Origin of the sequence: Lysobacter sp. Hz25 (genome assembly GCF_046097045.1) — a bacterium.
Taxonomy (GTDB): domain Bacteria; phylum Pseudomonadota; class Gammaproteobacteria; order Xanthomonadales; family Xanthomonadaceae; genus Lysobacter; species Lysobacter antibioticus_B.
Map to the genome: position 1 here is coordinate 5,921,195 of NZ_CP175666.1, position 25,285 is coordinate 5,946,479.

The window sequence follows — 25,285 nt, forward strand, 5'->3', positions numbered from 1 at the left end:
GCCGGCGTCGCAACGACCGCGCAAGTCGCGCGCGCGGAGCGCCGGCAACCGCACGGCGACTGAACCGCATTGCGACATCGCGACGACGGCGCCGGATTGCGTCACAGATTCGCGCCGCGCGTCGCGCAAACCGTCGCTGCGATGCCGCAGGAACCCGTTCAAGCCGTGTTTTCCAGGGCTTTTCGCTTGAAGCGACGAGCGGCGCGAAACATCGAGGGACGCGCAAAACCCCTCATTCGCAAGGGATTTTGTCGCATCGGCACGGGCCATCCGGGGCGCGCGTCTGAAAAACAGCCACTATTTGCGTCGAAAACTCTTGGCGGCGCGTCGGGCTTGCCCTACATTCCGCCATGCCGAGGGGTTATCCAGGCAACCCATCCATTCAACGAGTGCTACCGGAAAAAACTATGGCTACGAAAAAAACCGCTGCAAAGAAGAAGGCCGCTCCGAAGGCCGCTGCGAAGTCCGCCGCCAAGACGGCTGCTCCGAAGCCGATCAAGGAAGTGCTGAGCAAGTCGGGCCTGGTCGCACACCTGGCTGAAGTCACCGGTGTCGTCGCCAAGGACATCCGCGCCGTGCTCGGCGCGCTCGAAGGCGCGGTCCACGCGTCGGTCAACAAGAAGGGCGCGGGCGCTTTCACCCTGCCGGGCCTGCTGAAGATCACCGCCGTCAGCGTGCCGGCCAAGCCGAAGCGCAAGGGCATCAACCCGTTCACCAAGGAAGAGCAGTGGTTCGCCGCCAAGCCGGCCACGGTGAAGGTCAAGGTCCGTCCGCTGAAGAAGCTGAAGGACGCTGCGGCCTGATGCCGCGGGATGCGGCGCGCCCTGGGCCGCCGCATCGCGTACTGCCGGACGCCGCCCTTGGGCGGCGTTCTTTTTTGGGCCCGTTTTTTTTCGTCGGCTTTCTGCGCCGGCTTTTTGCGCCCGCCTCGGACCTGGCTCGACCGGACCGCGGGCGCCCGCCCGGAGCGGACGGATCCCGCGATCGCATACCGATACGGCCGCGGCCTCGCAGCGCGGGCTGAATGCGTCAGCTTGCAGCGCGCACGCGGCAGGACGCGGTCATTTGCGCCGCGGTCGTCCGTGGCATAGTGCGCGCAATCGTAGTGGAGCGTCGCCGTGGACCCGATCAGCCTGGAAGAGCTGGCTTTGCTGAATGTGCTTCAACGCATCGACCAAGGGCATCCGCCGGAAAATCATTCCGGGGCCTTGCGCGAACGCCTGATCGAATCCGGTCTGGCCGAAGCCGGCGAAGGCGACGAAGTGCACCTGACCGATGCCGGCATCGAACGCTGCAAATCGCTGCGTCATCGCGTCGCCGCCGACGCCGAAGCGGCGCTGGTGCTGAAGGAGCGCGAAGAAGCCGCGGCCCAGGACGTCGAGACCGCCGACGAGGCGAAGTAGCCCGTCGCTCGCCGTCGCCGCGTGCGACGACTTTACCTTTCCTGCTGTTTCGCCGCCGCCGGTCGCGCGCGGCGATGGCGTCGCTTGCATCGACCGCGGCAATCCCGATATCGACACGAACGCCTACGACGCCTTCGTGCCGCATGACGCCTTTCGACCAGCATCTCGCCCAGTGGAGCTTGATCCCCGACGGCGCCCCGATCCACACCCACAGCAGCGACCTGTTGCCGGTCCGCTACCGCGACACGCCGGCGATGCTGAAGATTCCGCGCGAACCCGAAGAGCGCTACGGCGCGGCGATGATGCGTTGGTGGGACGGCGACGGCGCCGCCCGCGTGCTCGCCTGGGACGACGACGCCCTGCTGATCGAACGCGCCAGCGGCCCACGCTCGCTCGCGCACATGGCCCGTAACGGCCGCGACGACGACGCCACGCGCATCCTGTGCGCGACCGCCGCACGCCTGCATGCCCCGCGCGCAGCGGCGCCACCGCCGCATCTGCTCGGCCTGCAACCCTGGTTCGCCGAACTGGAACCGTACGCGAACAGCCATGGCGGCGCGCTCGCACTGGCCTGGAGCACTGCCTGCGAACTGCTGGCCGAACCGCGCGAGATCGTGCCGTTGCATGGCGACCTGCACCACGAGAACGTGCTCGACGCCGGCGCACGCGGCTGGGTCGCGATCGACCCCAAGCGCCTGATCGGCGAGCGCGGTTTCGATTTCGCCTGCCTGTTCACCGACCCCGATGAAGAGACCGCCTTGGCGCCGGGCCGGCTGCTGCGCCGTGTCGATCTGGTCGTTGAAGCTGCGCGCCTGGAGCGCCGCCGCTTACTGCAGTGGATCGTCGCCTTCACCGGCCTGTCGGCGGCCTGGTATCTGATGGACGAAGAATCGCCGGACAAGGAGTTCGCTGCGATCGAGCTGGCCCATGCGGAGTGGTTGCGGGGTTGAGGGATGCCGCGATCAGCTCCCTCTCCCGCGGCGCGGGAGAGGGTTGGGGTGAGGGCATACGCAGTTGCCTCTTCAATGCAGCCGGATGGGCTAGCGACGGCAAAGCTTCATGAACGAGGCCGATGTCTCTACTTGGGCGCCCTCACCCCGGCCCTCTCCCGCGTAGCGGGAGAGGGAGACAAGCGGGCTTGCTGGCACTGGAGAGCGATAGACCCTCACCGCTCCACTCCTTCCCAACCGCCGCCCAGGGCCTTGTACAGATTGACCTCGGCGGTCAGCGCATCGCCCTGCAGCTGCAACACCGTCAACTCGGCGTTGAACAGGTTGCGCTGCGCGTCGAGCTCCTCCAGGTAGGAGGCATAACCTTCGTTGTAGCGGTTGTGGGCGATGCGCAGCGCTTCGCTCAACGCGGCCCGCTGTTGCTCGGCCTGGTCGCGCTGTTCGTGCAGGTAACGGATCGCGGCCAAGGCGTCCTCGACTTCGGCGAACGCGGTCAGCACGGTCTTGCGATAGGCGAGCACGGCCTGGTCGCGGCGCGCGGCGCCGGCCTGGACTTGCGCGCGCAGGCGGCCGCCGTTGAACAACGGCGCCAGCACGCTGCCGCCGACGCTCCACACGCGGATCGGGTCGCCATGCAGCAGGCTCGACTCGAGGCTGCCGAGCGTGCCGGTCAGGCGCAACGACGGCAGCAGTTGCGCACGCGCCGCCGCCAGGTTGGCGTCGGCCGCGGCGATCTGCGCCTCGCCCTGGGCGATGTCGGGACGGCGACGCAGCAACTGCGAGGGCACGCCGGCCGACGGCAGCGCCGGCGCGGCGATCTCGGTCAGCGCGCGCCCGCGCGGCACCGCCTCGGGTGCGCGGCCGAGCAGCACCGACAAGGCGTCCTCTTGGCGTCGGATCGCGAGCCGCAACTGCGGCACGACCTGGGCGGTGGCGCGGTACTCGGCCTCGGCCTGGCTCAGCTCCAGGCGCGAGCTGTAGCCGGTGTCGAAACGGCGCTGGGCGACGTTACGCGCGCCGGCGCGCGAAGCCAGCGTGCGCTGCGCGACTTCGAGCCGCGCATCGCTCGCACGCAAGCCCAGATAGGCCGAGGCCACCGCCGCGGCCACGCTGAGCCGTACGCTGTCGGCGGCGGTTTCGCTGGCGAGCAGATTGGCGCGGGCGGCGTCGGTCAGCGCCTCCAGGCGGCCCCACAGATCGACCTCGTAGGCGGCCTGGAACTGCGGTTGGGTCACGCTGGAAAGGTTGGCGCGACCGGTCGCGGCGCCGACGCTGCGCGCGCGTTGCGCGCTCACCGAGAAATCCAGGGTCGGCCATCGCACCGCGCCTTGCGCATCGAGCAGGGCGCGCGCCTCGGCGACGCGGGCCGCGGCCAGGCGCAAGTCGGTGTTGTCGGCGAGCGCGCGCTCGACCAGTTGGCTGAGCACCGGGTCGTTGTAGCCGCGCCACCAATCGCGTTGCACGGCGACACCGGCGCCCGGCGCATCGCGCCAGGCCGGCGGCGTCTCGGCGAAGCTCGGCGGCGGCGCGACGCTCACGCAGGCCGCGAGCGTGCACGTCGCCAAAGCGATCGCGGCGACGCGCCAGACGATGCGGGTCGACCTCATCGGGTCGTACCCTGGTCGCCTTGCGATTCGGTCGCGGCGGACGGACGCTGATCGGGGCGTAGGTCGCTTGCGCCGTGCGCAGGGTTCGCGACCGCCGGCACCGCGGCATCGCGCGCCGCATTGGCCGCGGCGGCCTGTTCGGCGCGACGCACGGCGTCTTCGTCGATCTCGCTCGCCGTATCCACCGTCGCCTCGACCGACATGCCCGGGCGCAGGCGCGCCGCCATCGGTTGCTCCGGGTCGATCGCGATCCGCACCGGCAGCCGCTGCGCGACCTTGGTGAAGTTGCCGGTGGCGTTGTCGGTCTTGATCACGCTGAATTCCGAACCGGTCGCCGGCGACAGACGCTCGACCCGGCCGCGCAGCACCGCGCCGTCGAGCGCGTCGACGCGGAAACTCGCGGCCTGCCCGGCGCGGATGCGCGCGGTCTGCGATTCCTTGAAGTTGGCGACCACCCAAACCCGCTGCGGCACCAGTTGCATCAACTGCGTGCCGGGGGTGACGTACTGGCCCAGGCGCACGCCGATCTCGCCGAGCTGGCCGGCCTGCGGCGCGTGGATGCGGGTGTTGGCCAGGTCGATCTCGGCCAACTGCACCGCGGCCTGGGCGTTGGCGACCGCGGCGGTCAGCGCATCGCGGTTGACGATCACCGAGCGTACGTCCTCGTCGGCGGAACGGCGCCCGGCCTGGGCCTGGCCGAGTGCGGCCTCGGCCTGGCGCAGCGCCGCCAGGGTCTGGTCGCGTTCGCGCAGCGACAGCGAGCCGTCGCCGACCAGAGCACTGGCGCGGCGCATGTCGGCTTGGGCGCGGGCGAGGTTCGCGTGCGCGGCCTTGAGCTGGGCCTCGACGTTGGCGACCGCGGCCTCGCGCACGCGCCGGGCCTGGGTCGAGTTGGACAGGTTGGCCTGCTGCGCGGCGAGATTGGCGCGCGCCTGGTCGAGGCGTTGGCGGTAGTTGCGGTCGTCGAGTTCGACCAGCACCTGCCCGGCGTGCACCTGCATGTAGTCCTGCACCCGCACTTGGGCGACATAACCGTCGACCTTGGGCGCGATCACGGTGACGCTGCCGCGCACGTAGGCGTTCTCGGTGGTCTGGCGCGCGCTCGAAAACGGCCACAGCCGCCAGGCGTACAGGATCAGCAGCACGCCGACGATGGCGATCGCGACCACCGGCACGGTGGCCTTGGATTTGAAGGGCGTCTTCAGCGGCATGGGGCGTCCTTCGGATCAGGTAGCGGGAACGGGGGAGGAAGCGGGAAGCGCGGCGGCTTCGCCCGGCGTGTCGCGATGTTCGTTCTGCACCGGGGCCGCCGCGGCCGGCGGGCCGAACGGGCCCGGCACCTGCGAAGCGAAGCTCACCACCGTGTGGCCGCGCCGCCACAGATGCCACTTCAGCAGCAGCACCCAGGCCAGCACGCCGAGCGCGAGCCAGGCCACGGCCAGGAACACGTCGTTGTAGGCCAGCACCCAGGACTCGCGCGCGACCTGCTGGCTCAACGAGCTCAGCGCCTGGTTGCCGCGCGCGGCGTTGTCGCCGACCACCCGCGCGACCGCGCCGCCGAGTTGTTGAGTGCGCAGCACCACCTGCGGGTCGCCGAGGGTCAACGACTGGGTCAGATGCTGGTAATGCGCGGTCTGGCGCTGGCTCAGATAGGTACCCAACACCGCCGAACCGAGCAGGCCGCCGAGTGCGTTGGTGGTGCTGAACAAGACGATGAAGGTGACCAGGTTGCGCACGCCGTCGGCGACCACCCGCACCAGGGCGAGCAGGATCGAGCTGGCCAGGAACATCGAGGCGGCCATCGCGATCAGGGTCTGGGTGATGTAGAAATTCGCCGGCCGGGTCAGGTTGGTCGCGTACGAATCGAACCAGGCGCAGATGCCGACCAGGCCGACCGCGATCAGGCCGAGCATGTCGAAACGCTGCTTCGGCAGGAACGGCAGGGTGACGACGAAGCCGGCCACGGTGCCGGCCAACACCAGCCAGAACAGCGTATGCATCTGCTCGTTGTTCAGACCCAGCACGTTGAGCAGGCCGACCGCGCCGACCGATTGCTCCGACAGCACCATGCGCGAGAGCACGATCGCCAGGCCCAGCCTGACCATGTAGCCGCCGTGCAACAGCCAGCGGATGTTGACCATGGGCCTGGAGCGGTTCATCTCGATCACCACGAACAAGGCACCGCACAGCACCGCCGCGACCAGGCACTCGCCGAGCCAGGGCGTGTCGAACCACCAGCGCAGCCGGCCCTGGGTCAGCACCACGCACAGCAGGGCGATGGCCGAGGCGTAGAGCGGGAAGCTGGCGATGTCGAGGCGGTCGAACATCGGCTGGCGCGGCACCGGCGTGACCCGCAGCAGGTTGATCGCGGCCAGGCAAGCCAGGGCCAGGCCGAGTTCGAAGATCACGATGCCGTGCCATTGCGCGTTGAGCAGCAAGCGCTCGGCGACGATCCGCGAGATCGGCGCGCCGGTCTGCAGTGCGGCGAAACCGAACATCAGGCCCAGGACCTTCTTGGGCCCGTTGAAGACCTCGGCCATGTACAGCACGGTCAGCGAACTCAGCGGCGCCGCGGCGATGCCCAGCGCGGCGCGGGCGGCGATCGCCGAGTCGAGGTCGTTGGCGAGCAAGTGCACGACCGCGGCGACCACGAACAGGCCGATGCCCAGGTCGGCGAACAGGCGCAGGCCGTAGTGCAGGCGGAACTTGGTCAGCAGCAGGCTGGCCGGGATGTTGGTGGCGAAGTAAGCGGTCAGCAGCCAGGTCGCTTCGGCGCTGGTCGCGCCGAGCGCACCCTGCACTTGCTGCAGGTTCGAGGCCACCAGGTTCATGCCCAGGCTCTGGGTCAGGCCGAGCAGCAGCGAGATCGAGACGAAGCCGGCGATGCGCCAGCGCGACATCGGCGTCGGCGCTGCGGGCGGCCCGGCCGGTGGCGCGGAGGCGGAAGGCGTCGCGGCGGTGGCGGCGGTGCTGGCCATGGATCGAGGCGCGCGGCTCCCGCTGTGTTCCGGACGAAGGCGATGCAGGCCGTTAGTAGGCAACAGCCGGCGGTCAAGGATCAAGCGCGTGGCCTGCGGATGCCGGCATGGTGGCCGCTGCGTTGTGTGCGTCGCGTCTAAGCCTGTGGACGCCAACGCGAGGACCATGCCGGCAAGTCGGGCCGCTGCGCCCGGCGCTGCGCTCGACAGGACTCGCCGCCTCGCGCGGGACACGACCAGGAACCCGCCGCATGAGCGTTGCCGGATGGTTGGCCTCGACCCTCGCGCTGCCCCTGCTGGCGCTCGCGACCGCGCACGCGGCGCCGCCCGACACCGCCGACCGCGGCGCGCTCGAAGCCGCCACCGACGCGATCTTCGCGCAATGGAACCGCCGCGACACGCCGGGCTGCGGGGTGGCGGTGTATCGCGACGACGCGATCGTGTTCCAGCGCGGCTACGGCATGGCCAGCCTCGAGCTCGGGGTGCCGATCGGCCCGCACAGCGTGTTCGACATCGGCTCGACCTCCAAGCAGTTCACCGCCGCCAGCGTGTTGTTACTGGCCCAGGACGGCAAACTTTCGCTCGACGACGACATCCGCCAGCATCTGCCGGAGATGCCCGACTACGGCCGCCGGATCACGATCCGTCAGCTGCTGCAGCACACCAGCGGCCTGCGCGATTACATCGCCCTGCTGATCCTCGGCGGCGCGGCCTTCGACGACCAAGCCACCGACGCCCAGGCGTTGGACGCGTTGACCCGCCAGCGTGCGCTCAACTTCCCGCCCGGCAGCGAACATCTGTACAGCAACTCCGGCTATTTCCTTGCCGGCCGGATCGTCGAACGCGTGTCCGGGCAATCCCTGCCCGCATTCGCGCGCGAACGCATCTTCGCCCCGCTCGGCATGCGCGACACCCGCTTCCGCCGCGACCACGCCGAGCTCGTGCCCGGTCGCGCCATGGCCTATGCGCGTGCCGAAGCTTCCGTGGGCGCGCCGCCCCACGACACGGCAACGAGCTACCGGCTCGATCAGCCGCACTGGGACCAGGTCGGCGACGGCTCGGTGCACACCACCACCGCCGACCTGCTGCGCTGGGACCGCAATTTCTACGAGCCCAAGGTCGGCAGCGCGGCGATGCTCGCGCAGATGCAGCAGCCCGGCGTGCTCGACGACGGCAAGGCCATCGACTACGGCCTCGGCCTCAAGATGGGCGAGTACCGCGGCCTGGCCACGGTGCGGCATGGCGGCGCCTGGGGCGGGTATCGCGCCGAGCTGTTGCGTTTCCCGCAACAACATCTGAGCGTCGCCACCTTGTGCAATTTCGCCGAAGCGCAGCCGCAGCGTTGGGCCGAACGCATCGCCGAGCTGTGGTTGGGCCTGCCGCCTTCGCTCGCGCAGGACAGCGCCACGGTGCAGCGCAAGTCGGCGCACCTGACGCCCGCTCAACTGCAACAGTGGACCGGCGTCTATCGCCATGCCGAAAGCGGCGACCTGCGCAAGATCGTCCATGCCGACGGCCGGCTCGCCCTGCGCCACTTCGACGACGAATTCGTCCTGCGGCCCTTGGGCAGCGCCGAGTTCGAACTGAGCGCGCCCTCGATCGCCACGCTGCGCTTCCATGAGCGCACGCGCGACCGGCCACGCAGGATGACGGTGACCACCGGCGACCGCGGCAGGGACTACCTCGCCGTCGACGTCGCCGCGCCGCCGGCCGACGAATTGCAGGCCTACGCCGGCCGCTATCGCTGCAACGAGCTCGGACGCGACTACGAGTTCGAACTCGTCGACGGCGCGCTGCGACAACTCGACCCGCGCTTCCCCGCCGTCGCCTTGGAACCGCTGGAGCGCGACCGCTTCGTCCAGGGGCTGTTGAGCTACCGCTTCCATCGCGGCGCCGACGGCCGCATCGACGGCGTCGCGCTCGATGCCGGTCGGGTACGCGATCTCGCATGTTCGCGTTTGTAGCGGCGCTCAGCCGCGTCGACGCAGCACTCGCAGCACACCGTACAACGCGACCAGCCCCGCCAGCGAAGCGGCGATCGCAGTCCATTGCGCGTGCGTCATCGTCGCCAGGATCGCCGCCATCGTCAGCACCGCGAGCGCCGGCATGGCCCAGGCGCCGCCCGGCATCGCGAAGGGTTCGCCGGGGCCGCGCAGGTCGAGCGCCTGGGCGCGCCAGGCGGCGATCGACACTGCCGCGAACAGCAGGCAGATGGCGCCGCCGGAGATCAGCGCCAGGGTTTCGAAATTGCCCATCCACGCCAGCGCCAGGGCGATGCCGGCATGCGCGGCGAGGGCCACGCGCGGCACGTGGTGCCGGGCATCGACGCGGCCGAAGGCCTGCGGCAGGTAGCCGTCGCGGCCGAGCGCGAACAGCAACCGCGATGAAGCGAACAGATTGCCCATCAGGAAGCCGGTCATCGACACGCCGGCAGTGAGCAGCAACACGCCGTGCCCGGGCGACCAGATCGCGCCGGCGGCATCGGCGATCGGCGCGGTGCTCGCAGCGAGCCGCGCGCCCAACACGCCCTGGCAGACCACCTGGATGCCGACGTAAAGCAACACCACCACCACGATCGCCGACAAGGTCGCGCGCGGCACGTGCCGCGACGGGTCGCGCACTTCGCCGGTGGGCACCAGCGCGGTTTCCATGCCGGAGTAGGCGAACACCACCAGCACCATCGAGGAACCGAGCGCGCTCCACGACGGCACCTCGCTCCAGCCGACCTGCTGCCAGTCGACGAAATACAGCCCGAGCGTCGCCAGCAGGAACAAGGGCGTGAGCTTCAAGGTCGCCAGCAGCACGATCATGCGCGCGCCCAGACGCACGCCGAAGGCATTGAGCGCGAACAGGATCGCGTAGACCGCAGCGATGAAGGCGCCGCGCGGCAGCGGCTCGCGCAGCACCGCCCAGGCATTGCCGGCCTGCTCGGCCAAGGCTGCGGCGACGCCGGCGCTGGAGGCGGTGTTGCAGATCCACATCAAAGCGCCGGCGAGAAAACCGGCGAACGGGCCGAACGCGGCGCCGACATAGGTATACGGCCCGCCGGTCGCAGCGGCGCGGCTGCCGATGGCCGAGAAGCACAGCGCGATCGGCACGATCGCGATGGCGCCAGCGACGAACACCAGCGGCGCGCTGAGGCCCATACGCCCGGACAGCAGCGCCGGCAGCATGAAGATGCCGGCGCCGACGATGATGTTGATGATCGAGGCGCCGAGCTGGAATGGACCCAGCGCGCGCACCAGCGCGGCGTCGCCCTGCAATGCTTTCGATGGAGCGGAGGGCGCGATGGCTGCGGTCATGGCGAGTCCCGGGCGGGTCGCCGCAGCCTCGCACGGGCCGCGGCGAAAGGCGAGCGCGATGCGACCGGAACGCGACCCCTGCCCTTGACCGCAAGCTCGAACGAATCGCCGCTCAGCACTGCTCGCGCATGAAGTCCACGAACACGCGCAACTTGGTCGGCAACTGCTTGCGCGCCGGGTAATAAATATGGAACCCCGGGAATGCCGGCGTGTAGGCGTCGAGCACTTGCACCAGGCCGCCGCTGCGCAGGTCCTCGGTCACCATCGGCTCGAAGGCCTGCATCAGGCCGCAACCGGCGCGGACCATGTTCAAGGCCAGGCTGCTGTCGTTGTAGATCAGCCGCCCGGCGACGTCGACCTCGTACTCGCGCCCGTCGCGGGTGAACTCCCAGGCCATCAGCCGGCCGCTGCCGGGCAGGCGATGGCGCAGGCATTCGTGGTCGACCAGTTCCTCGGGTGCGCGCGGGCGCGGCCGCTGCTCGAAATAGGCCGGCGACCCGACCACGATCTGTCGCTGCGGGCCTCCGAGCGGCAGCGCGATCATGTCCTTGGCCAGGCATTCGCCGAGGCGGATGCCGGCGTCGAACCCGCCCGCGACCAGGTCGGCCAGGGTGTCGTCGGCGAACACCTCGACCTGCATCTGCGGATAACGGGCGAGGAACGCCGGCAGGTTCGGTTCGATCAGCAGGCGCGCGGCGACCCGGCCGGTGTTGATGCGCAGGCGGCCGGTCGGGCGGTCGCGGACCGCGTTGAGGTCGTCGAAGGCGGCCTCGATCTGGGCCAGCCCTGGGCCGATCTGTTCGAGGAAACGCGCGCCATGCTCGGTCAGGCCGACTCGGCGGGTGGTGCGGTTGAGCAGGCGCACACCGAGCTTGGCCTCCAGGGTGCGCACCGTCTGCGACAGCGCCGACGGCGACAGCTCCAGCTCGGCCGCGGCGCGAGTGAAGCTTTCGTGGTGGGCCACGCGGGCGAAGGCGATGACGGCCGGGAGCGGGTGGGAAGCCATACAGGGCACCGTTGATTATGAAGCAATGCTTCAAGAGTCATTCGGATAATTCCTGTTTCTTCAGCAATCCGCCAGGCCTATCGTCTGTCTCATGCCCCAGCCGACCCGGCCCGGGACGACGACGCCGTATCGCAGACACGGGGTCGGGCCCATCGGACCGGTCTGATTGGGCTCGGCCTGTCCGTCGCGCCCTCGCCGCGCCGTGCCGCAAGGCCCGACGCCGCCGGCCGATTCGCTTCCGCCTTTCCCCTCCCCCGTTCGCAGAGGACTCCGCATGAACGCTACCGCCATTCCGACCCGCCGCCTCGGCCGCAACGGTCCGACCGTTTCCGCACTCGGCCTGGGCTGCATGGGCATGAGCTTCGCCTATGGCGATGCCGACGAGGGCGAATCGCTCGCCACCCTCGACCGCGCCCTCGAACTCGGCGTGACCCTGCTCGACACCGCCGATATGTACGGCCCGCACAGCAACGAGCGCCTGCTCGGCAAAGCCTTGCGCGGCCGGCGCGAGCAGGTGTTCCTGGCGACCAAGTTCGGTATCGTGTTCGATCCCGACCGCCCCGACCTGCGCGGCATCAACGGCCGTCCGGAATACGTGCGCAGCTCGATCGAAGGCAGCCTGCAGCGCCTCGGCACCGACCATATCGACCTGTACTACCAGCATCGCATCGACGCCGAGGTGCCGATCGAGGACACCGTCGGCGCGATGGCCGAACTGGTGCAGCAGGGCAAGGTGCGTTATCTCGGCCTGTCCGAACCCTCGGCGCAGACCTTGCAGCGCGCGCATGCCGTGCACCCGATCACCGCGGTGCAGAGCGAATATTCGTTGTGGACGCGCGACCCCGAGCACGACGACGTGCTCGCGACCTGCGAGCGTCTCGGCATCGGCTTCGTCCCGTACAGCCCGCTGGGCCGCGGCTTCCTGACCGGCAACATCGCCAGCCCGAGCGAGCTGCAGAGCGACGATTTCCGCCTGTCGACCCCGCGCTTCCAGGGCGACAACTTCGTCCGCAACCTGGAACTGGCCGAACAGGTGAAGCGATTGGCCACGAACCAGGGCTGCACGCCGGCACAACTGGCCCTGGCCTGGGTGCTGGCGCAGGGCGAGCACATCGTGCCGATCCCCGGCACCAAGCGCCGCAAGTACCTGGAAGACAACCTCGGCGCCTTGCAGGTGGTGTTGTCGCCCGACGAACTCGCCGCACTCGACACGGTGTTCCGCCCGGACGCGATCGCCGGCGACCGCTACACCGCGGTCGGCATAGCCTTGATCGGGCGCTGAGGTCCGGGGTCGGCGTTCAAAAAGCGTTCGACAGCGAGCGTTTCATCTGTTGCCCCCTTTTGCAAAGGGGGCGAGCGCCCAACAGCGCCCAACGCGGATACGAGGTCAGGCGCATTTTGAGCGCGGGGGATTTGCTTCCGCTCTGCACATGCGGCGCAAAGCGGGCTAAAGCAAATCCCCCCCTGCCCCCCTTTTTCAAAGGGGGGAACTGCACCAGCATCGGTGTCGGTGCCGGAGCGACGCCGTTGCCGGAGGCAGCGAAATCTCAGAGGTTGCGCAGCTGATCGCAGGAGGCACTCACCACTGGTAACGCACCGTCGCCGTCACCGTGCGCGGGTAGCCGTAGTAACACCAGGCCGCGCTGTTGCAGACGCTGATGTACTCCTTGTCGGTGAGGTTGCTGGCGTTGAGCTGGAAGCGCCAGTTCTGCAGGTCGTAGCGCAGCGAGGCGTCGAACACGGTGTACGACGGCGTCTTCCACTGGTTGTAGATATCGCCGTAGTGCTCGCCGGTGTAACGCACGCCGGCGCCGACGCCCAGACCCGACAACGGGCCATAGGGAATCGTGTAGTCGGCGCCCAGCGAAGCGACGTTGCGCGGTTGCAGGGCGACCTGCTTGCCGAGCGCGGCGGCGTCATTGGTCCGCGTCACCTCGCTGTAGGTATAGGTGTAGGCGCCGTACAGGCTCAGGCCGTTGCGCAGGTTCCAGCGGCCTTCGAGTTCGGCGCCGCGCACCCGCGTCTGCCCCTGCTGCACCGAGTACAAGGTGTGGTTCGGGTCGACCGTCAGGGTGTTTTCCTGCTTGATCTCGTAGACCGCCAGGGTCGCCAGCGCGCGGCCGTTGGCCGGCTGGAACTTCAACCCGGCCTCGATCTGTTCGCCGGTGGTCGGCTTGAACGATTGCCCGGCGAAGTCGACGCCCACGGTCGGCTCGAACGATTGCGACCAGGCCAGATACGGCGCCCAGCCCGAATCGAACAGGTAGTTCACGCCTAGGCGCCCTGAGAAACGGCTGTCGCTCTGGCGTTCGCGCGCGACCGGCGTCGCCAGCAGTTGTTCGGTGCGGGTGCGCACGCGGTCCTGGCGCCCGGCCGCGGTGATCACCCAGCGGTCGATCTTGATCTGGTCCTGCAGATACAGCCCGAGCTGCTGCTGGGTCTTGTCCTGGCGCGAGGTATAGGCCGGCTTGACGATGGCGGCGCCGTAGACCGGAGCGAAGATATCCAGCGACGGCGCGCCGAAGGCGAACGCCGAGGCGTAGTCGCTGTTGAGGCGGCGGTAGTCGACGCCGGCCAGGACGGTGTGGCGCCAGGCGCCGGCGTCGAGGTTCCACTGCAGGTTGTTGTCGACCGCGAACGAGGTCGACTCCTCTTCGAGCGGGAAGTAGTAGCGCGTCAGCGTGCGCTGATCGGCCTGCAGGCCGAACGCGCCGACACCGGCGTCGTGGTCGACCTCGACCTTGCCGTAGCGCAGGTTCTGGCGGAACTCGAGCGCGTCGCCGAAGCGGTGGCTGAATTCGTAGCCGACCGAGGTCATGGTCTTGAGGTAATCGTTCCAGCCCGGCTCGCCGGTGTAGCGATGGCTCGGGATCTTGCCGTTCGGGTTCGCAAGCAAGGTGCCCGCGGCCGGCAGGAAACCGCCGCCCTGGGCGGTGTCGGCCTTCTGGTAGCGCGCGAGCCAGGTCAGCGAGGTCGCTTCGCTGGGCTTCCAGGTCAAAGCCGGGGCGAACAAGTAACGATCGTCGTGGACGTAGTCGACGTGGTTGTCGCTGTTGCGCGCCAGGCCGGTAAGCCGGTAGGTCCATCGGCCGCTGTCGCCGAGCGGGCCGCCGAAATCGAACGCCGCCTGGCGCAGATCGTAGTTGCCGACGGTGACTTCGACTTCGCGCAGCGGCTCGGCGACCGGGCGCTTACTCACCATATTGATCAGGCCGCCCGGCGGCATCGCCCCGTACGACACCGACGACGGCCCCTTCAACACTTCCAGGCGTTCCAGGCCGTAGGGCTCGATGCGGGTGCCGCCGGTCCAGACACCGTCGGTCAAGGCCAGCCCGTCCATGTAGCGCGCCGGGCTGAAGCCGCGCACCAACAGCCAGTCGCTGCGCGTGTCCTGGCCGTAGCCGCCGCCCTGCGCGCCGGCGGTGTACCAGACCGCTTCCTCGACCCCCTGGATGCCGCGGTCGCGCATCTGCTGCGCGGTCACCACCGAGATCGACTGCGGCACCTCGATCAGCGAGGTGTCGGTCTTGGTCACGGTCTGGCTGCGCTTGGCGATCGGCGCGCGCACCTGCACCTCGTCGAGCGTGGTCGCGTCCCTGGCGTCGCCGGGCTGGGCCGCCTGCGCAGCGAACGCGCCGAACAGCAAGGGCAGGCCGAACAGAGCCAGGCGGATCGCGCGCGACAGCGCGGGCGGGTTCGATGCGGACGAAGACGGCATGGGCGGAGCCTGTAGGAAGAGGGTAAAGACGGAATCGAGGTCGTGCTGGAAGCGCGCCGCTTCCTTGCGCGTCGTCGCCGGACCGGCGCGAACAGGCGCAATGCGGTCGATGGCGGGGCCACAACTCCGGGCCGCCGCATTCACAAACAATAATCATTCTCATTTTAACGTGGCCGCGCGGGGACGCAATGCGGCGCGGCGTCGGGGCACCGAACGCACGCGCGGGACGGCCTCCACTGGCGAACAGCAAGCCCCCCTAACAGCGAGCGCGGCACAGCGAAGACAACCCGAGATCCATCGCCCCCTTTGCAAAGGGGGCGAGCGCCCGGCGCGGCGCGTGGCCAGGCGCGACTCCAGCGCGGGGATTTGCTTCTCGGCGCGGCGTGCGCGGATACGCCAAAGCAAATCCCCCCTGCCCCCCTTTTCCAAAGGGGGGAACAGCCTCGAAGAGGGAGACGGCCTCGGCGGGGGAAACAGCCTGGACAGTTCGTGGCGGATTTCGAGCAGGTTCCAGATCGGTAAGCGTGGCGCGCAAACGGCCGGCGCAACGCAGCTATCCATCGACGACAACGAACGGGGCTTGGCGAGCCCTTCCGTCGCAGGCAGGCTGCGCTTCTCCCCTTCGTCGTCGAGAGCTCCGATGCGACTCGTTTCCCTGCGCGCACTGTCGGTCGCGCTCACTGCGGCCTGGTCCTGCCTGGCTGCAGAATCCGCCGTCGCTGCCACGGCCGCGGAACCTGCGCAGGTCGCTGCGGCCGCGCAACAGGTGCGCGAGCAGGTCGTGGCCTGGCGCCGCGACATTCACCAGCACCCCGAGCTCGGCCAGCACGAAGTGCGCACGGCCAAGCTCATCGCCGACCAGTTGCGCAAGCTCGGTCTGCAGCCGCGCACCGGCATCGCTCACACCGGCGTGGTCGCCGTGCTCAAGGGCGGCAAGCCGGGGCCGCGCATCGCGATCCGCGCCGACATGGACGCGCTGCCGGTGACCGAACCGGCCGGTCTGCCGTTCGCCTCGCAGGTCAAGGCCGACTACCGCGGCCAGCCGGTCGGGGTGATGCACGCCTGCGGCCACGATGCGCACGTCGCGATCCTGCTCGGCGTGGCCACCGCCTTGGCGGCGCAGAAAGAGCAACTGCCCGGCGAGGTGATGTTCGTGTTCCAGCCGGCCGAAGAAGGCCCGCCGGTGCCGGGCGCGCCGTTCGGTGCGGCGATGATGCTCAGCGAAGGCGTGTTCAAGGACTTCAAGCCCGAGGCGGTGTTCGGGTTGCACGTCTGGGCCGGCCTGAGCGTCGGCGAGGTCGGCTACCGCAGCGGACCGATGCTCGCCAGCGCCGACGAATGGAGCCTGACCGTGCGCGGCAAGCAGACCCACGGCTCGCGCCCGTGGGACGGCGTGGACCCGATCACCGTCGGCGCGCAGATCCTGCTCGCCAGCCAGAGCCTGATCGCACGCCAGGTCAACATCGCCGCGACCCCGGTGGTGCTGACCGCCGGCCAGTTCAACGCCGGCGTGCGCTTCAACATCATTCCCGACGAAGCCAAGCTGGTCGGCACCCTGCGCACCTTCGATGCGGCGGTGCGCGAGGACGTGATCGCGCGGCTGCGCCGCACCGCCGAGGACTACGCCCACGCCGCCGGCGCCAGCGCCGAGTTGCAGGTGGTCAACAACGCGCCGGCGACGATCAACGACCCGGCCCTGACCCGGCGCGTGCTGCCGTCGCTGCAGCGCGCGGCCGGCGAGGCACGGGTCAAGGAATCGGCGATGGTGACCGTGGCCGAGGATTTCTCGCAGTTCGCCAACACCGTGCCGGGGTTCTATTTCTTCGTCGGCTCGACCGCGGCGGGCATCGACCCGGCCAAGGCGCCGATCAATCATTCGCCGCAGTTCCTGCTCGACGAGGGCGCGCTCGAGGTCGGCACTAAGGCGATGCTGCAGGTGGCGCTGGATTATCTGCACGGCGGTTAGGGCGCCCAGCCCCAAAGGGTAGGAGCGGAGTCAGCCGCGACCGCGTTCTGCATGTTCGCGGCGTAGCTCTGGGGTCGCGACTTACGTCGCTCCTACAGGGCAGTGGCACCGCGATTCAAACGGCAGCGGCATCGCGATGACGACGTGGGCGCGGCTCGCGGTCGCGACTTGCGTCGCTCCTACAGGGGGCGCCCCGCGATTCGATGAACACGGGGCGGCGCGAACCGAACCGACCAAGGTCGCGCAGCCCCGCCGACGGGCATCGGCTAGGATCGGGACTTTCCTGCCGGAGTCCGTCGATGAAGCGTCCGCTGTCCGTCGCCTTGAGTTGCGTCCTGAGCTGCTCCGCCTTCGCCGCCCTCCCGCTCGCCGCCACGGCGCAAACCGCCGCGGCATCGGCCGAACGCCCCGAGGTGAAAGCCGCCGCCGCCCAGGTCAAGGCCGATGTGATCGCCTGGCGCCGCGACTTCCACCAGCATCCGGAGCTGTCCAACCGCGAGGAGCGCACCGCGGCCAAGGTCGCCGAGCATTTGCGCAAGCTCGGCCTCAAGCCGCGCACCGGCATCGCCCGCCACGGCGTGGTCGCGATCATCGAAGGCGGCAAGCCCGGGCCGAAGATCGCCCTGCGCGCCGACATGGACGCGCTGCCGGTCACCGAGCAGGTCGACCTGCCGTTCGCGTCCAAGGCCACGGCGAACTTCCGCGGCGAAACCGTCGGGGTGATGCACGCCTGCGGCCACGACGCCCACACCGGCATCCTGCTCGGCATCGCCGACGCCCTGGTCGCCATGAAGAAAGACCTGCCCGGCCAGGTGATGCTGGTGTTCCAACCGGCCGAAGAGGGCGCGCCCGCCGACGAGGAAGGCGGCGCCTCGCTGATGCTCAAGGACGGGCTGTTCAAGGACTTCAAGCCCGAGGCCATGTTCGGCCTTCATGTGTTCTCGACCCTGTCGGCCGGCCAGCTCGGCGTGCGCCAGGGCCCGCTGATGGCGGCGTCCGATCGGTTCACCATCAAGATCAAGGGCCGCCAGACCCACGGCTCGGCGCCCTGGGCCGGGGTCGACCCGATCGTCGCCGCCGCCGACGTGATCGGCAGCGCCCAGACCATCGTCAGCCGCCGCACCAACATCGCCAAGCTGCCGGCGGTGGTGAGCTTCGGCGCGATCAAGGGCGGCATCCGCTACAACATCATTCCCGACGACGTCGAAATGATCGGCACCATCCGCACCTTCGACGAGGGCATGCGCCAGGCGATCTTCAAGGACCTCAAGAACGTCGCCGAACATGTCAGCGCCGCACACGGCGCCCATGCCGAGGCCACGGTGCCGGACCAGGACGGCAACCCGGTGACCTACAACGACCCGGCCCTGACCGCGCGCATGCTGCCGAGCCTCAAGGCCGTGGCCGGCGACGCCAACGTGGTCGAGATGCCGCTGGTGATGGGCGCCGAGGACTTCTCGTACTACGCCAAGGAAGTGCCGGCGATGTTCTTCTTCGTCGGCGCGACCGCGCCGGGCGTCGATGCGGCGACCGCGCCGAGCAACCATTCGCCGAAGTTCAAGCTCGACGAGAGTTCGCTCGACGTCGGCCTGCGCGCGATGCTGCAGGTGACGCTGGACTATCTGCATGGGGCGCAGGCGGCGGGCTAAGGCGGGAAGCACCCCCGGCCCCCATTTCCAAAGGGGGAACAGCCGAGGCAAGTCAGAAGGCGCAACACCGGCGAGATGCGCAACACCAACCACTCCCTGCGTAACTCCTGCCCCTTCGACGAAGGGGGCAAGCGCCCGGCGTGAGTTCGAGGTCCGTGCCGTCTGTCGGCGCGGGGGATTTGCTGTTCGGCGCCTTGCGCGGGTAAGCAAAAGCAAATCCCCCTCCCCCCTTTTTCAAAGGGGGGAACGGCTAAGGCAGTGCCAAGATGGCTTGAGGTTGGCGACTGCGTTCCAGCCTCTCCACGGCCTCCCCACCGCCAGCGGCTAAAATGCCGCCATGACTTCCCATGACCTCCCCCTCGGCCGCCACGTCGATTACCCGCGCGAGTACGACGCCTCGCTGCTGTTTCCGATCGCCCGTTCGCTCGGCCGCGCCCATATCGGCCTGGCCGACGACGCCCTGCCCTTCGTCGGCATCGACCGCTGGCATGCTTACGAGCTGAGCTGGCTCGACCTACGCGGTAAACCACGCGTCGCCACCGCGACTCTGTCGGTGCCGGCGACTTCGCCGCAGCTGATCGAGTCCAAGTCGCTCAAGCTCTACCTCAACTCCTTCAATGCCACCCGCTTCGACGACGGTGGCGTGGTCCTGGCGACCATCGCCCGCGACCTGTCGGCCGCCGCCGGCGCGCCGGTCGAGGTCGCATTCGGCCTGCCGCCGATCGACACCGCCGACGGCGTCGAGTCGATCGATGAGCTCGATGTCGCGATCGACGACTACGGCCCGCCGAACGCGGAGCATCTGGCCGCCGATGCCGGCGAGATCGTCGAGGAAACCCTCGGCAGCGCGCTGCTCAAGTCGAATTGCCCGGTCACCGGCCAGCCGGACTGGGCGCGGGTGGTCATCGCCTATCGCGGCCCCAAGCTCGATCGCGCCGCGCTGTTGCGCTATCTGGTCTCGTTCCGCGACCACGCCGAGTTCCACGAGCAATGCGTCGAACGCATCCATTCCGACCTCAGCCGCCGCTGCCAGCCGCAGTGGCTGTCGGTCGAGGCGCGCTACACCCGCCGCGGCGGCTTGGACATCAACCCCTGGCGCGGCAGCCCGGGCCTGGCGCGTCCGAGCGTCGGCCGCGACGAACGCCAGTAACGTCCCTGCAGGAATCTCACGCCCGGCCCCTGGGCCGGGCGGTCCGCCGTGCTGAATCCGGGTAATCGGATTATTCAGTTTTGTAATGTGAGTTCACGCCGGCGCTATACATTTTTAACAAGCCGCATGTCATGTTGCGCTCGCCACTTCGGCAGGAGCCCTCAACCCATGACTACCCCGGACAAGAAAGCCGATTTTTCCGATGTGACCACCAACGTCGATACCACCGCGGAAAAAGTCGAGAAGGCCGACTTCTCCGACGTTACGGTGACGGTCGATACGACTGCGGAAAAAGTCGGCGAACAGACCTATACGGTCGAAAAGGGCGACACGCTCTCGCATATCGCCAAACAGTTCTACGGCAAGGCGAGCAAGTGGAACGCGATCTTCGAGGCCAATCGCGATCAGCTCGACGATCCCGACAAGATCCAGCCCGGCCAGATCCTCAAGATTCCGACCATCAACGACTGATCCGTCGACTGCGTTTCACCATCATCGCCATCGTCTTTCCAGGAGATCCACCATGTTGATCCGCAATCGTACGCATTACGCCGTTGCCGCCGCCCTCGTGGCCGCGCTGGCCCTGGCCGGCTGCAAGAAGAAGGAAGAACCCGTCGTCGTCGCTCCGACCCCGACCGAAACCCCGGCTCCGGCTCCGGTCGAACCCGCTCCGGCTCCGGCCGCGCTTAGCGTGGTGTCGGTGACCCTGGGCACCGCCGCCGGTCCGGACAAGAAGATCGCCGCGCCGACCACCAGCTTCAAGCCGACCGACAAGATCGTCGCCTCGGTCGCCACCGACGGCACCGCGACCAACGCCGAAGTGGCCGCCAAGCTCGTCTATCAGGACGGCCAGACCGCCGGCGAAGAGAAGCAGACCCTCAACACCACCGGTGCCGAAACCACCAACTTCCAGTTCGCCAAGGCTTCGCCGTGGCCGGCCGGCAAGTACAAGGTCGAGATCAGCGCCAACGGCGCCGTGGCCAACACCACCGAACTCGAAGTGAAGTAACCCTCTCTCTCCGCCTCATGGGCGGGCAAGCCCGGGCGCGGCTCACTGCCGCGCCCTTTTTTTGTCCGCGCGATCCGTAATCGCCGATGGACCAGGGCTGGCAGCAGCTCGCTTCAGAACTTCAGCAAACGGGTTCCCCCCTTTGGAGAGGGGGGCCGGGGGGATTTGCTCCTGCTGCGCCAACCCCGCATCGATTCCGCGGAGCCGAACCCACCACTACCCCTGCGGGAACTCCCCGTCCACGTACAGCCAGCGCCCCTCGACCCGGACGAAGCGGCTGAGCTCGTGCAGGCGCGCCGCCGAACCGCCGCCGACCCGGTAGCGGGCGACGAACTCGACCGTCGCCGCGTCCTCGCCGTCGGGGCGGTACCGCTTCACGTCCAGGCCGAGCCAGCGCACCCCCGGCTCGAAATCGAGCTCGCTCGGGCAAGTGTCCGGGAACCAGCTGGCCCGCAGGTACTCCAGGTCGCCCAAGGCGTAGGCGCTGTAGCGCGAGCGCATCAAGGCCTCGGCGGTAGCGGCGGCGGCCCCGGCATGCAGCCGGCCGCAGCAGTCGGCATAGCGGCGCGAAGGGTCGCAGGGGCAGGCGGCGGGCAAGGCGATACGGGCGGTCATGGCGATATTTTCGTCGCAAGCACGCCGCTGCGACTACCATGCGCGTCCTCTCCCCTGTCCCGAGCCCCGCCATGAAACCGCCTGCCTACCTCGACGACGAGCAGATCGAACGCCTGGCCGACCTGCTCGATCAGCGCGCCGTGCCCCACAAGGGCTTCAATCTGGAAGCGCTGGACGGCTTCCTGTCGGCCCTGGCGGTCAGCCCCGAACAGCCGCCGGCCGAGGAATGGCAGCCGGTGGTCTGGGGCGGCAAGGCGCCGCGCTGGAACGACCAGGCCGAGGCCGACGAGATCCAGGCCTTGCTGCTCGGCCACTGGAACATGGTCAGCTCGCGCGTCTGCCACGGCGACGACGACCTGCCCGACCACCTGGCGCCGCTGCTGTGGCTGCCGGAAGAGCCCGAAGCCGATGCCCCGGACGAACTCGACGTCGGCCGCGACTGGGCCTTCGGCTTCTTCCGCGGCGTCGAGCTGCGCGAAGCGGCCTGGGACCAGTGGCTCGACGACAACGACTGGATGGACGAAATCTTCGGCCTGTTCGACCGCCTCGCCAGCGGCGAAGTGCTCGGCGAGGACCCGGCCGCGCCGCCGACCCCGATCAGCTACCGCGAGCGCCTGGAGATCGTTGCCGGCCTGCCGGGCATGCTGGCCGACCTGCACCACCACCGCATCGAGGCCCTGACCCCGCGAGAACCGCTGCGCCGCGTCGAGACCCCGGACCGCAACGACCCCTGCTCCTGCGGCAGCGGCAAGAAGTACAAGAAGTGCTGCGGCGCCTGAGTCTCGCGCGCTGAGGCACGGCCACCGCTGCGCCATCGCAGCTCGCCATCCAGCGGGGCCGCATCGACATCGTCGCTGCGGCCCCGGTCGGTTTCGTGTCCGCACTCGTGCCGCCGGCTCGAAACGGACTCGCCGCATCGCCAATGCCTCTTGCCGGCCGCAGCGGGGCTGATGAGAAAATGGCGCCGATCCCATCGGTTCCGTTCGGCGATGTCGACCCATCCCTGCCTGCGCTGCGGCGCCTGCTGCGCCCATTTCCGCGTCGCCTTCCACTGGAGCGAAACCGACGCCCACCCGGACGGCCTCACCCCGAGCGCCGCGACCGAAGTCCTCGACCCGCACCGCGTGGTCATGCGCGGCACCTATGCCGGGCGCATCCATTGCCATTCCCTGCGCGGCACGGTCGGCGCCGACGCCCAGTGCGGCATCTACCCGCTGCGTCCTTCGCCCTGCCGCGAGCTGTACCCCGCGTGGGAAGACGGGCGGCCGAGCCCGCAATGCGACCAGGCGCGGGCGGCGTATGGCTTAGAGCCGTTATCGCCGCAGCATTGGTCGGCGAGCGCGCGGTCCGTTACGGATCGCGACCGCCCGGACACGAACGCAATGACCCACCGTTCGGCGAACGCTACGGACTAGACCGATCCACGGCGGCCCCGCTCCACGCCCTCAGCAAGGGCTCGCGGTAGTCGGCGTCTTTTTCGTTCCAATGGACATAACCGTTGGGCAGGTCGATGTGGAAGAAGCTCTCGTAGTAATCCTCGTCGAGCGCGGCTTCGTCCTGGTCGCGGCCGAAAATCTTGGCCCGGACCGCATGGGTTTCCAGTTCGGTGTCTTCCTGCTGCAGCGCGATCAAGGTGTAGGACTCGCTCGCGGCGGCGACGCGCTCGAACGGCTCGATCGCGTACAGCTTCGCCAACGCGCCGATCAGGCGGTCGCTGGCCGCACCGATCGACGACAGCACCAGGCCTTCGCCGTAGACGTGCTCTTGCCGCAGGTGCATGTCGGCATCGAATCCCGGACCGATCCGCTTCACCACTCGCGCGTCCAGCCCGACGATCTCGCCTTCGTGACGCGCCGACATGCGGAAGTAGTAGTGATCCGCATCCGAGCGCAGGTCTTCGATCTTGAAGGTGCAGTCGACGAAACCGTCCTCGCAGGCTTCGGTCAGTTCCGGCAGCGCCGATTGGGTTTGCTCCGTTTGCATCGCAGGTCCTCCACGGATGGTTCGAGCGGTCGACGACTCGACCGCCGCAGCTATGAGCCGGGCCCGTCCAGGGCAAGCCCGGGACGCATCATTCCATAGCGCGTCGGCCTTATACCCGTCCGGTCTTTGCCTCGCCCCGCCCGAACCGCGACAATGGCGGGCCGGATCGCAGCCGCACCGCTTTCCGCAAGGACCCTGCTCCGCCCCGTGCGCCAGCGCACGGCGGCCCCACTGGAGATCGTAATGACCGAGTTCGTAGCGACGCCGCCCGCAGGCGGCGCCAAGATCACCAAGACCCCGACCGGCCTCAACGTGCCGGATCGTCCGATCATCCCGTTCATCGAAGGCGACGGCACCGGCCCGGACATCTGGCGCGCTTCCGTGCGCGTGCTCGACGCCGCGGTCGCCAAGGCCTACGGCGGCCAGAAGAAGATCGAGTGGGTCGAGGTCTTCGCCGGCGAGAAAGCCAACAACACCTACGGCACCTGGCTGCCGGACGGCACCGTGCAGGCCTGCCGCGACTACCTGGTCAGCATCAAGGGTCCGCTGACCACGCCGGTGGGCGGCGGCATCCGTTCGCTCAACGTCGCCCTGCGCCAGATGCTCGACCTGTACGTCTGCCTGCGCCCGGTGCGTTGGTTCGAAGGCGTGCCCTCGCCGGTCAAGAAGCCGGGCGACGTCGACATGGTGATCTTCCGCGAGAACACCGAGGACATCTACGCCGGCATCGAATGGGCCGGCGGCAGCGCCGACTCGCAGAAGGTGCTGGATTTCCTGCAGAAGGAATTCCCGCAGGCATTCGACAAGATCCGCTTCGGCACCGCCGAGAAGAACGCGGCGTGGCTCGGCGAACTGCAGGCCATCGGCGCTCCGGCGCGCGAGCTGCCGGTCGAAGTCGGCCTGGGCATCAAGCCGGTCAGCCGCCTCGGCACCGAACGCCTGGTGCACAGCGCGATTTCCTACGCGATCGAGAACAAGCGCAAGTCGGTGACCCTGGTCCACAAGGGCAACATCATGAAGTACACCGAAGGTGGCTTCCGTGACTGGGGCTATCAGGTGGCGCGCGACTACTTCGGCGCGGTCGAACTCGACGGCGGCCCCTGGCACGTGATTCCGGAAGGCAAGCCGGGCGCGGGCCTGGTCATCAAGGACGCCATCGCCGACGCCTTCCTGCAGCAGATCCTGCTGCGTCCGAAGGAATACGACGTGTCGGCGACGCTGAACCTCAACGGCGACTACCTGTCCGACGCGCTCGCCGCGCAGGTCGGCGGCATCGGCATCGCCCCGGGCGCGAACATCAACTACGTGACCGGCCACGCCGTGTTCGAGGCGACCCACGGCACCGCGCCGAAGTACGCCGGCCTGGACAAGGTCAACCCGGGTTCGGTGATCCTGTCGGGCGAGATGATGCTGCGTTACCTGGGCTGGACCGAAGCGGCCGATGCCATCATCGCCGCGATGGACAAGGCGATCGCCAGCAAGCGCGTGACCTACGACTTCGCCCGTCTGATGGACGGCGCGACCGAGGTCAAGTGCTCGGAGTTCGCCGACGAGATCATCAAGCACCTGTAATCGGGTTGCGAACGATGGTCATGCAAAGGGGCGCTTCGGCGCCCCTTTGTTTTGGCGGGGTCTGTGTACGCCGCAAAGGCATCGATCCGCTTTAGGGTAGGAGCGGCGTCCTACTGGATTTCCTTCGGCCACAAGCCGCGACCGCGCTATGACAGTCTTGCGACGTATCGGTATGGTTAGGCGGCAAGCGCTCAAAGCAAAGCTTCCGTCCGCTGACGCGGCCAGGTTACTTTCTTTTGCTAAGCTCAAAAGTCCGTCTGGATTCCCTTCGGTCAAAGGTAACCAAAGAAAAGGGCTCTCCTTGCAAGGGCACAGGCCACGAGTGCGATGCCGGCGCCGGGATTTTCCGATAAGACGTCCCTGTCTTATCGGAAAAC

General features: G+C 68.6%; 21 protein-coding genes. 13 read left to right on the top strand and 8 right to left on the bottom strand.

Annotation, left to right across the window (positions count from 1 at the left end):
- The first annotated feature begins 407 nt into the window (after positions 1 to 407).
- The 3 genes from ACKN61_RS24700 (at position 408) to ACKN61_RS24710 (ending at position 2,353) form a co-directional block, all read left to right on the top strand.
- Complete coding sequence (locus ACKN61_RS24700) at positions 408 to 803, top strand: HU family DNA-binding protein (protein ID WP_057919768.1); 396 nt, start codon at positions 408 to 410, stop codon at positions 801 to 803.
- A gap of 315 nt (positions 804 to 1,118) precedes the next feature.
- Positions 1,119 to 1,403, top strand: coding sequence for a hypothetical protein (locus tag ACKN61_RS24705; protein ID WP_408951697.1), 285 nt, complete (start codon positions 1,119 to 1,121; stop codon positions 1,401 to 1,403).
- Positions 1,404 to 1,546: 143 nt separating this feature from the next.
- Positions 1,547 to 2,353: an aminoglycoside phosphotransferase family protein gene (locus tag ACKN61_RS24710; protein ID WP_408951698.1), complete on the top strand. Its 807-nt coding sequence runs from the start codon at positions 1,547 to 1,549 to the stop codon at positions 2,351 to 2,353.
- A gap of 215 nt (positions 2,354 to 2,568) precedes the next feature.
- On the opposite strand, the gene ACKN61_RS24715 is transcribed toward ACKN61_RS24710, so the two are convergent.
- Genes ACKN61_RS24715 through ACKN61_RS24725 form a run of 3 tightly spaced genes read right to left on the bottom strand, consistent with a single transcriptional unit; the run spans position 2,569 to position 6,938 of the window.
- A complete protein-coding gene (locus tag ACKN61_RS24715) occupies positions 2,569 to 3,960 on the bottom strand; it encodes an efflux transporter outer membrane subunit (RefSeq protein ID WP_408951699.1) in 1,392 nt (463 codons plus the stop codon).
- On the bottom strand, positions 3,957 to 5,171 hold the full coding sequence (locus ACKN61_RS24720) for an HlyD family secretion protein (RefSeq protein WP_408951700.1): 1,215 nt from the start codon (positions 5,169 to 5,171) through the stop codon (positions 3,957 to 3,959). Before ACKN61_RS24720 ends, ACKN61_RS24715 begins: the two co-directional genes overlap by 4 nt.
- Positions 5,172 to 5,186: 15 nt before the next feature.
- Entirely contained in the window at positions 5,187 to 6,938 is a 1,752-nt protein-coding gene (locus ACKN61_RS24725; RefSeq protein ID WP_408951701.1) for an MFS transporter, read from the bottom strand.
- 251 nt (positions 6,939 to 7,189) lie between these two features.
- Here ACKN61_RS24725 and ACKN61_RS24730 point away from each other — a divergent pair, with 251 nt between their 5' ends.
- Complete coding sequence (locus ACKN61_RS24730; protein WP_408951702.1) at positions 7,190 to 8,902, top strand: serine hydrolase domain-containing protein; 1,713 nt, start codon at positions 7,190 to 7,192, stop codon at positions 8,900 to 8,902.
- Between the two features lie 6 nt (positions 8,903 to 8,908).
- Here ACKN61_RS24730 and ACKN61_RS24735 read toward each other — a convergent pair whose 3' ends face one another.
- A complete protein-coding gene (locus ACKN61_RS24735; protein WP_408951703.1) occupies positions 8,909 to 10,240 on the bottom strand; it encodes an APC family permease in 1,332 nt (443 codons plus the stop codon).
- Positions 10,241 to 10,352: 112 nt separating this feature from the next.
- Entirely contained in the window at positions 10,353 to 11,246 is an 894-nt protein-coding gene (locus tag ACKN61_RS24740) for a LysR family transcriptional regulator (protein ID WP_408951704.1), read from the bottom strand.
- 289 nt (positions 11,247 to 11,535) lie between these two features.
- Here ACKN61_RS24740 and ACKN61_RS24745 point away from each other — a divergent pair, with 289 nt between their 5' ends.
- Positions 11,536 to 12,528 carry an aldo/keto reductase gene (locus tag ACKN61_RS24745; protein ID WP_408953903.1) on the top strand — a complete coding sequence of 331 codons (993 nt, stop codon included), beginning with the start codon at positions 11,536 to 11,538 and terminating at the stop codon, positions 12,526 to 12,528.
- A 297-nt stretch (positions 12,529 to 12,825) separates the two neighbouring features.
- On the opposite strand, the gene ACKN61_RS24750 is transcribed toward ACKN61_RS24745, so the two are convergent.
- On the bottom strand, positions 12,826 to 14,964 hold the full coding sequence (locus ACKN61_RS24750) for a TonB-dependent siderophore receptor (protein ID WP_408951705.1): 2,139 nt from the start codon (positions 14,962 to 14,964) through the stop codon (positions 12,826 to 12,828).
- Positions 14,965 to 15,604: 640 nt separating this feature from the next.
- Here ACKN61_RS24750 and ACKN61_RS24755 point away from each other — a divergent pair.
- The 5 genes from ACKN61_RS24755 to ACKN61_RS24775 all read left to right on the top strand — a co-directional run bounded on the left by ACKN61_RS24755 (position 15,605) and on the right by ACKN61_RS24775 (position 20,738).
- Complete coding sequence (locus ACKN61_RS24755; RefSeq protein WP_408951706.1) at positions 15,605 to 16,930, top strand: amidohydrolase; 1,326 nt, start codon at positions 15,605 to 15,607, stop codon at positions 16,928 to 16,930.
- Positions 16,931 to 17,229: 299 nt separating this feature from the next.
- Positions 17,230 to 18,579, top strand: coding sequence for a M20 family metallopeptidase (locus tag ACKN61_RS24760; protein ID WP_408951707.1), 1,350 nt, complete (start codon positions 17,230 to 17,232; stop codon positions 18,577 to 18,579).
- A 337-nt stretch (positions 18,580 to 18,916) separates the two neighbouring features.
- Positions 18,917 to 19,729: an NADPH-dependent 7-cyano-7-deazaguanine reductase QueF gene (gene queF, locus ACKN61_RS24765; protein WP_408951708.1), complete on the top strand. Its 813-nt coding sequence runs from the start codon at positions 18,917 to 18,919 to the stop codon at positions 19,727 to 19,729.
- A 168-nt stretch (positions 19,730 to 19,897) separates the two neighbouring features.
- Complete coding sequence (locus tag ACKN61_RS24770; RefSeq protein ID WP_408951709.1) at positions 19,898 to 20,200, top strand: LysM peptidoglycan-binding domain-containing protein; 303 nt, start codon at positions 19,898 to 19,900, stop codon at positions 20,198 to 20,200.
- 52 nt (positions 20,201 to 20,252) lie between these two features.
- The gene (locus ACKN61_RS24775; protein WP_408951710.1) at positions 20,253 to 20,738 is read left to right on the top strand and encodes a hypothetical protein; all 486 of its coding nucleotides are present in this window, start codon (positions 20,253 to 20,255) and stop codon (positions 20,736 to 20,738) included.
- A gap of 216 nt (positions 20,739 to 20,954) precedes the next feature.
- On the opposite strand, the gene ACKN61_RS24780 is transcribed toward ACKN61_RS24775, so the two are convergent.
- Positions 20,955 to 21,353, bottom strand: a complete 399-nt coding sequence (locus tag ACKN61_RS24780; protein ID WP_408951711.1) for a YchJ family protein — start codon at positions 21,351 to 21,353, stop codon at positions 20,955 to 20,957.
- A gap of 71 nt (positions 21,354 to 21,424) precedes the next feature.
- Between ACKN61_RS24780 and ACKN61_RS24785 the strand changes: the two genes are divergently transcribed.
- Together ACKN61_RS24785 and ACKN61_RS24790 are read left to right on the top strand one after the other, a co-directional pair.
- Positions 21,425 to 22,132, top strand: coding sequence for a UPF0149 family protein (locus ACKN61_RS24785; protein WP_031372590.1), 708 nt, complete (start codon positions 21,425 to 21,427; stop codon positions 22,130 to 22,132).
- Between the two features lie 210 nt (positions 22,133 to 22,342).
- On the top strand, positions 22,343 to 22,768 hold the full coding sequence (locus ACKN61_RS24790) for a YkgJ family cysteine cluster protein (protein ID WP_408951712.1): 426 nt from the start codon (positions 22,343 to 22,345) through the stop codon (positions 22,766 to 22,768).
- Here ACKN61_RS24790 and ACKN61_RS24795 read toward each other — a convergent pair.
- Positions 22,758 to 23,336: a hypothetical protein gene (locus tag ACKN61_RS24795; RefSeq protein ID WP_408951713.1), complete on the bottom strand. Its 579-nt coding sequence runs from the start codon at positions 23,334 to 23,336 to the stop codon at positions 22,758 to 22,760. The genes ACKN61_RS24790 and ACKN61_RS24795 overlap by 11 nt on opposite strands.
- Positions 23,337 to 23,579: 243 nt before the next feature.
- Here ACKN61_RS24795 and icd point away from each other — a divergent pair, with 243 nt between their 5' ends.
- The gene (gene icd / locus ACKN61_RS24800; protein WP_031372593.1) at positions 23,580 to 24,908 is read left to right on the top strand and encodes an isocitrate dehydrogenase (NADP(+)); all 1,329 of its coding nucleotides are present in this window, start codon (positions 23,580 to 23,582) and stop codon (positions 24,906 to 24,908) included.
- Positions 24,909 to 25,285 lie beyond the last annotated feature (377 nt).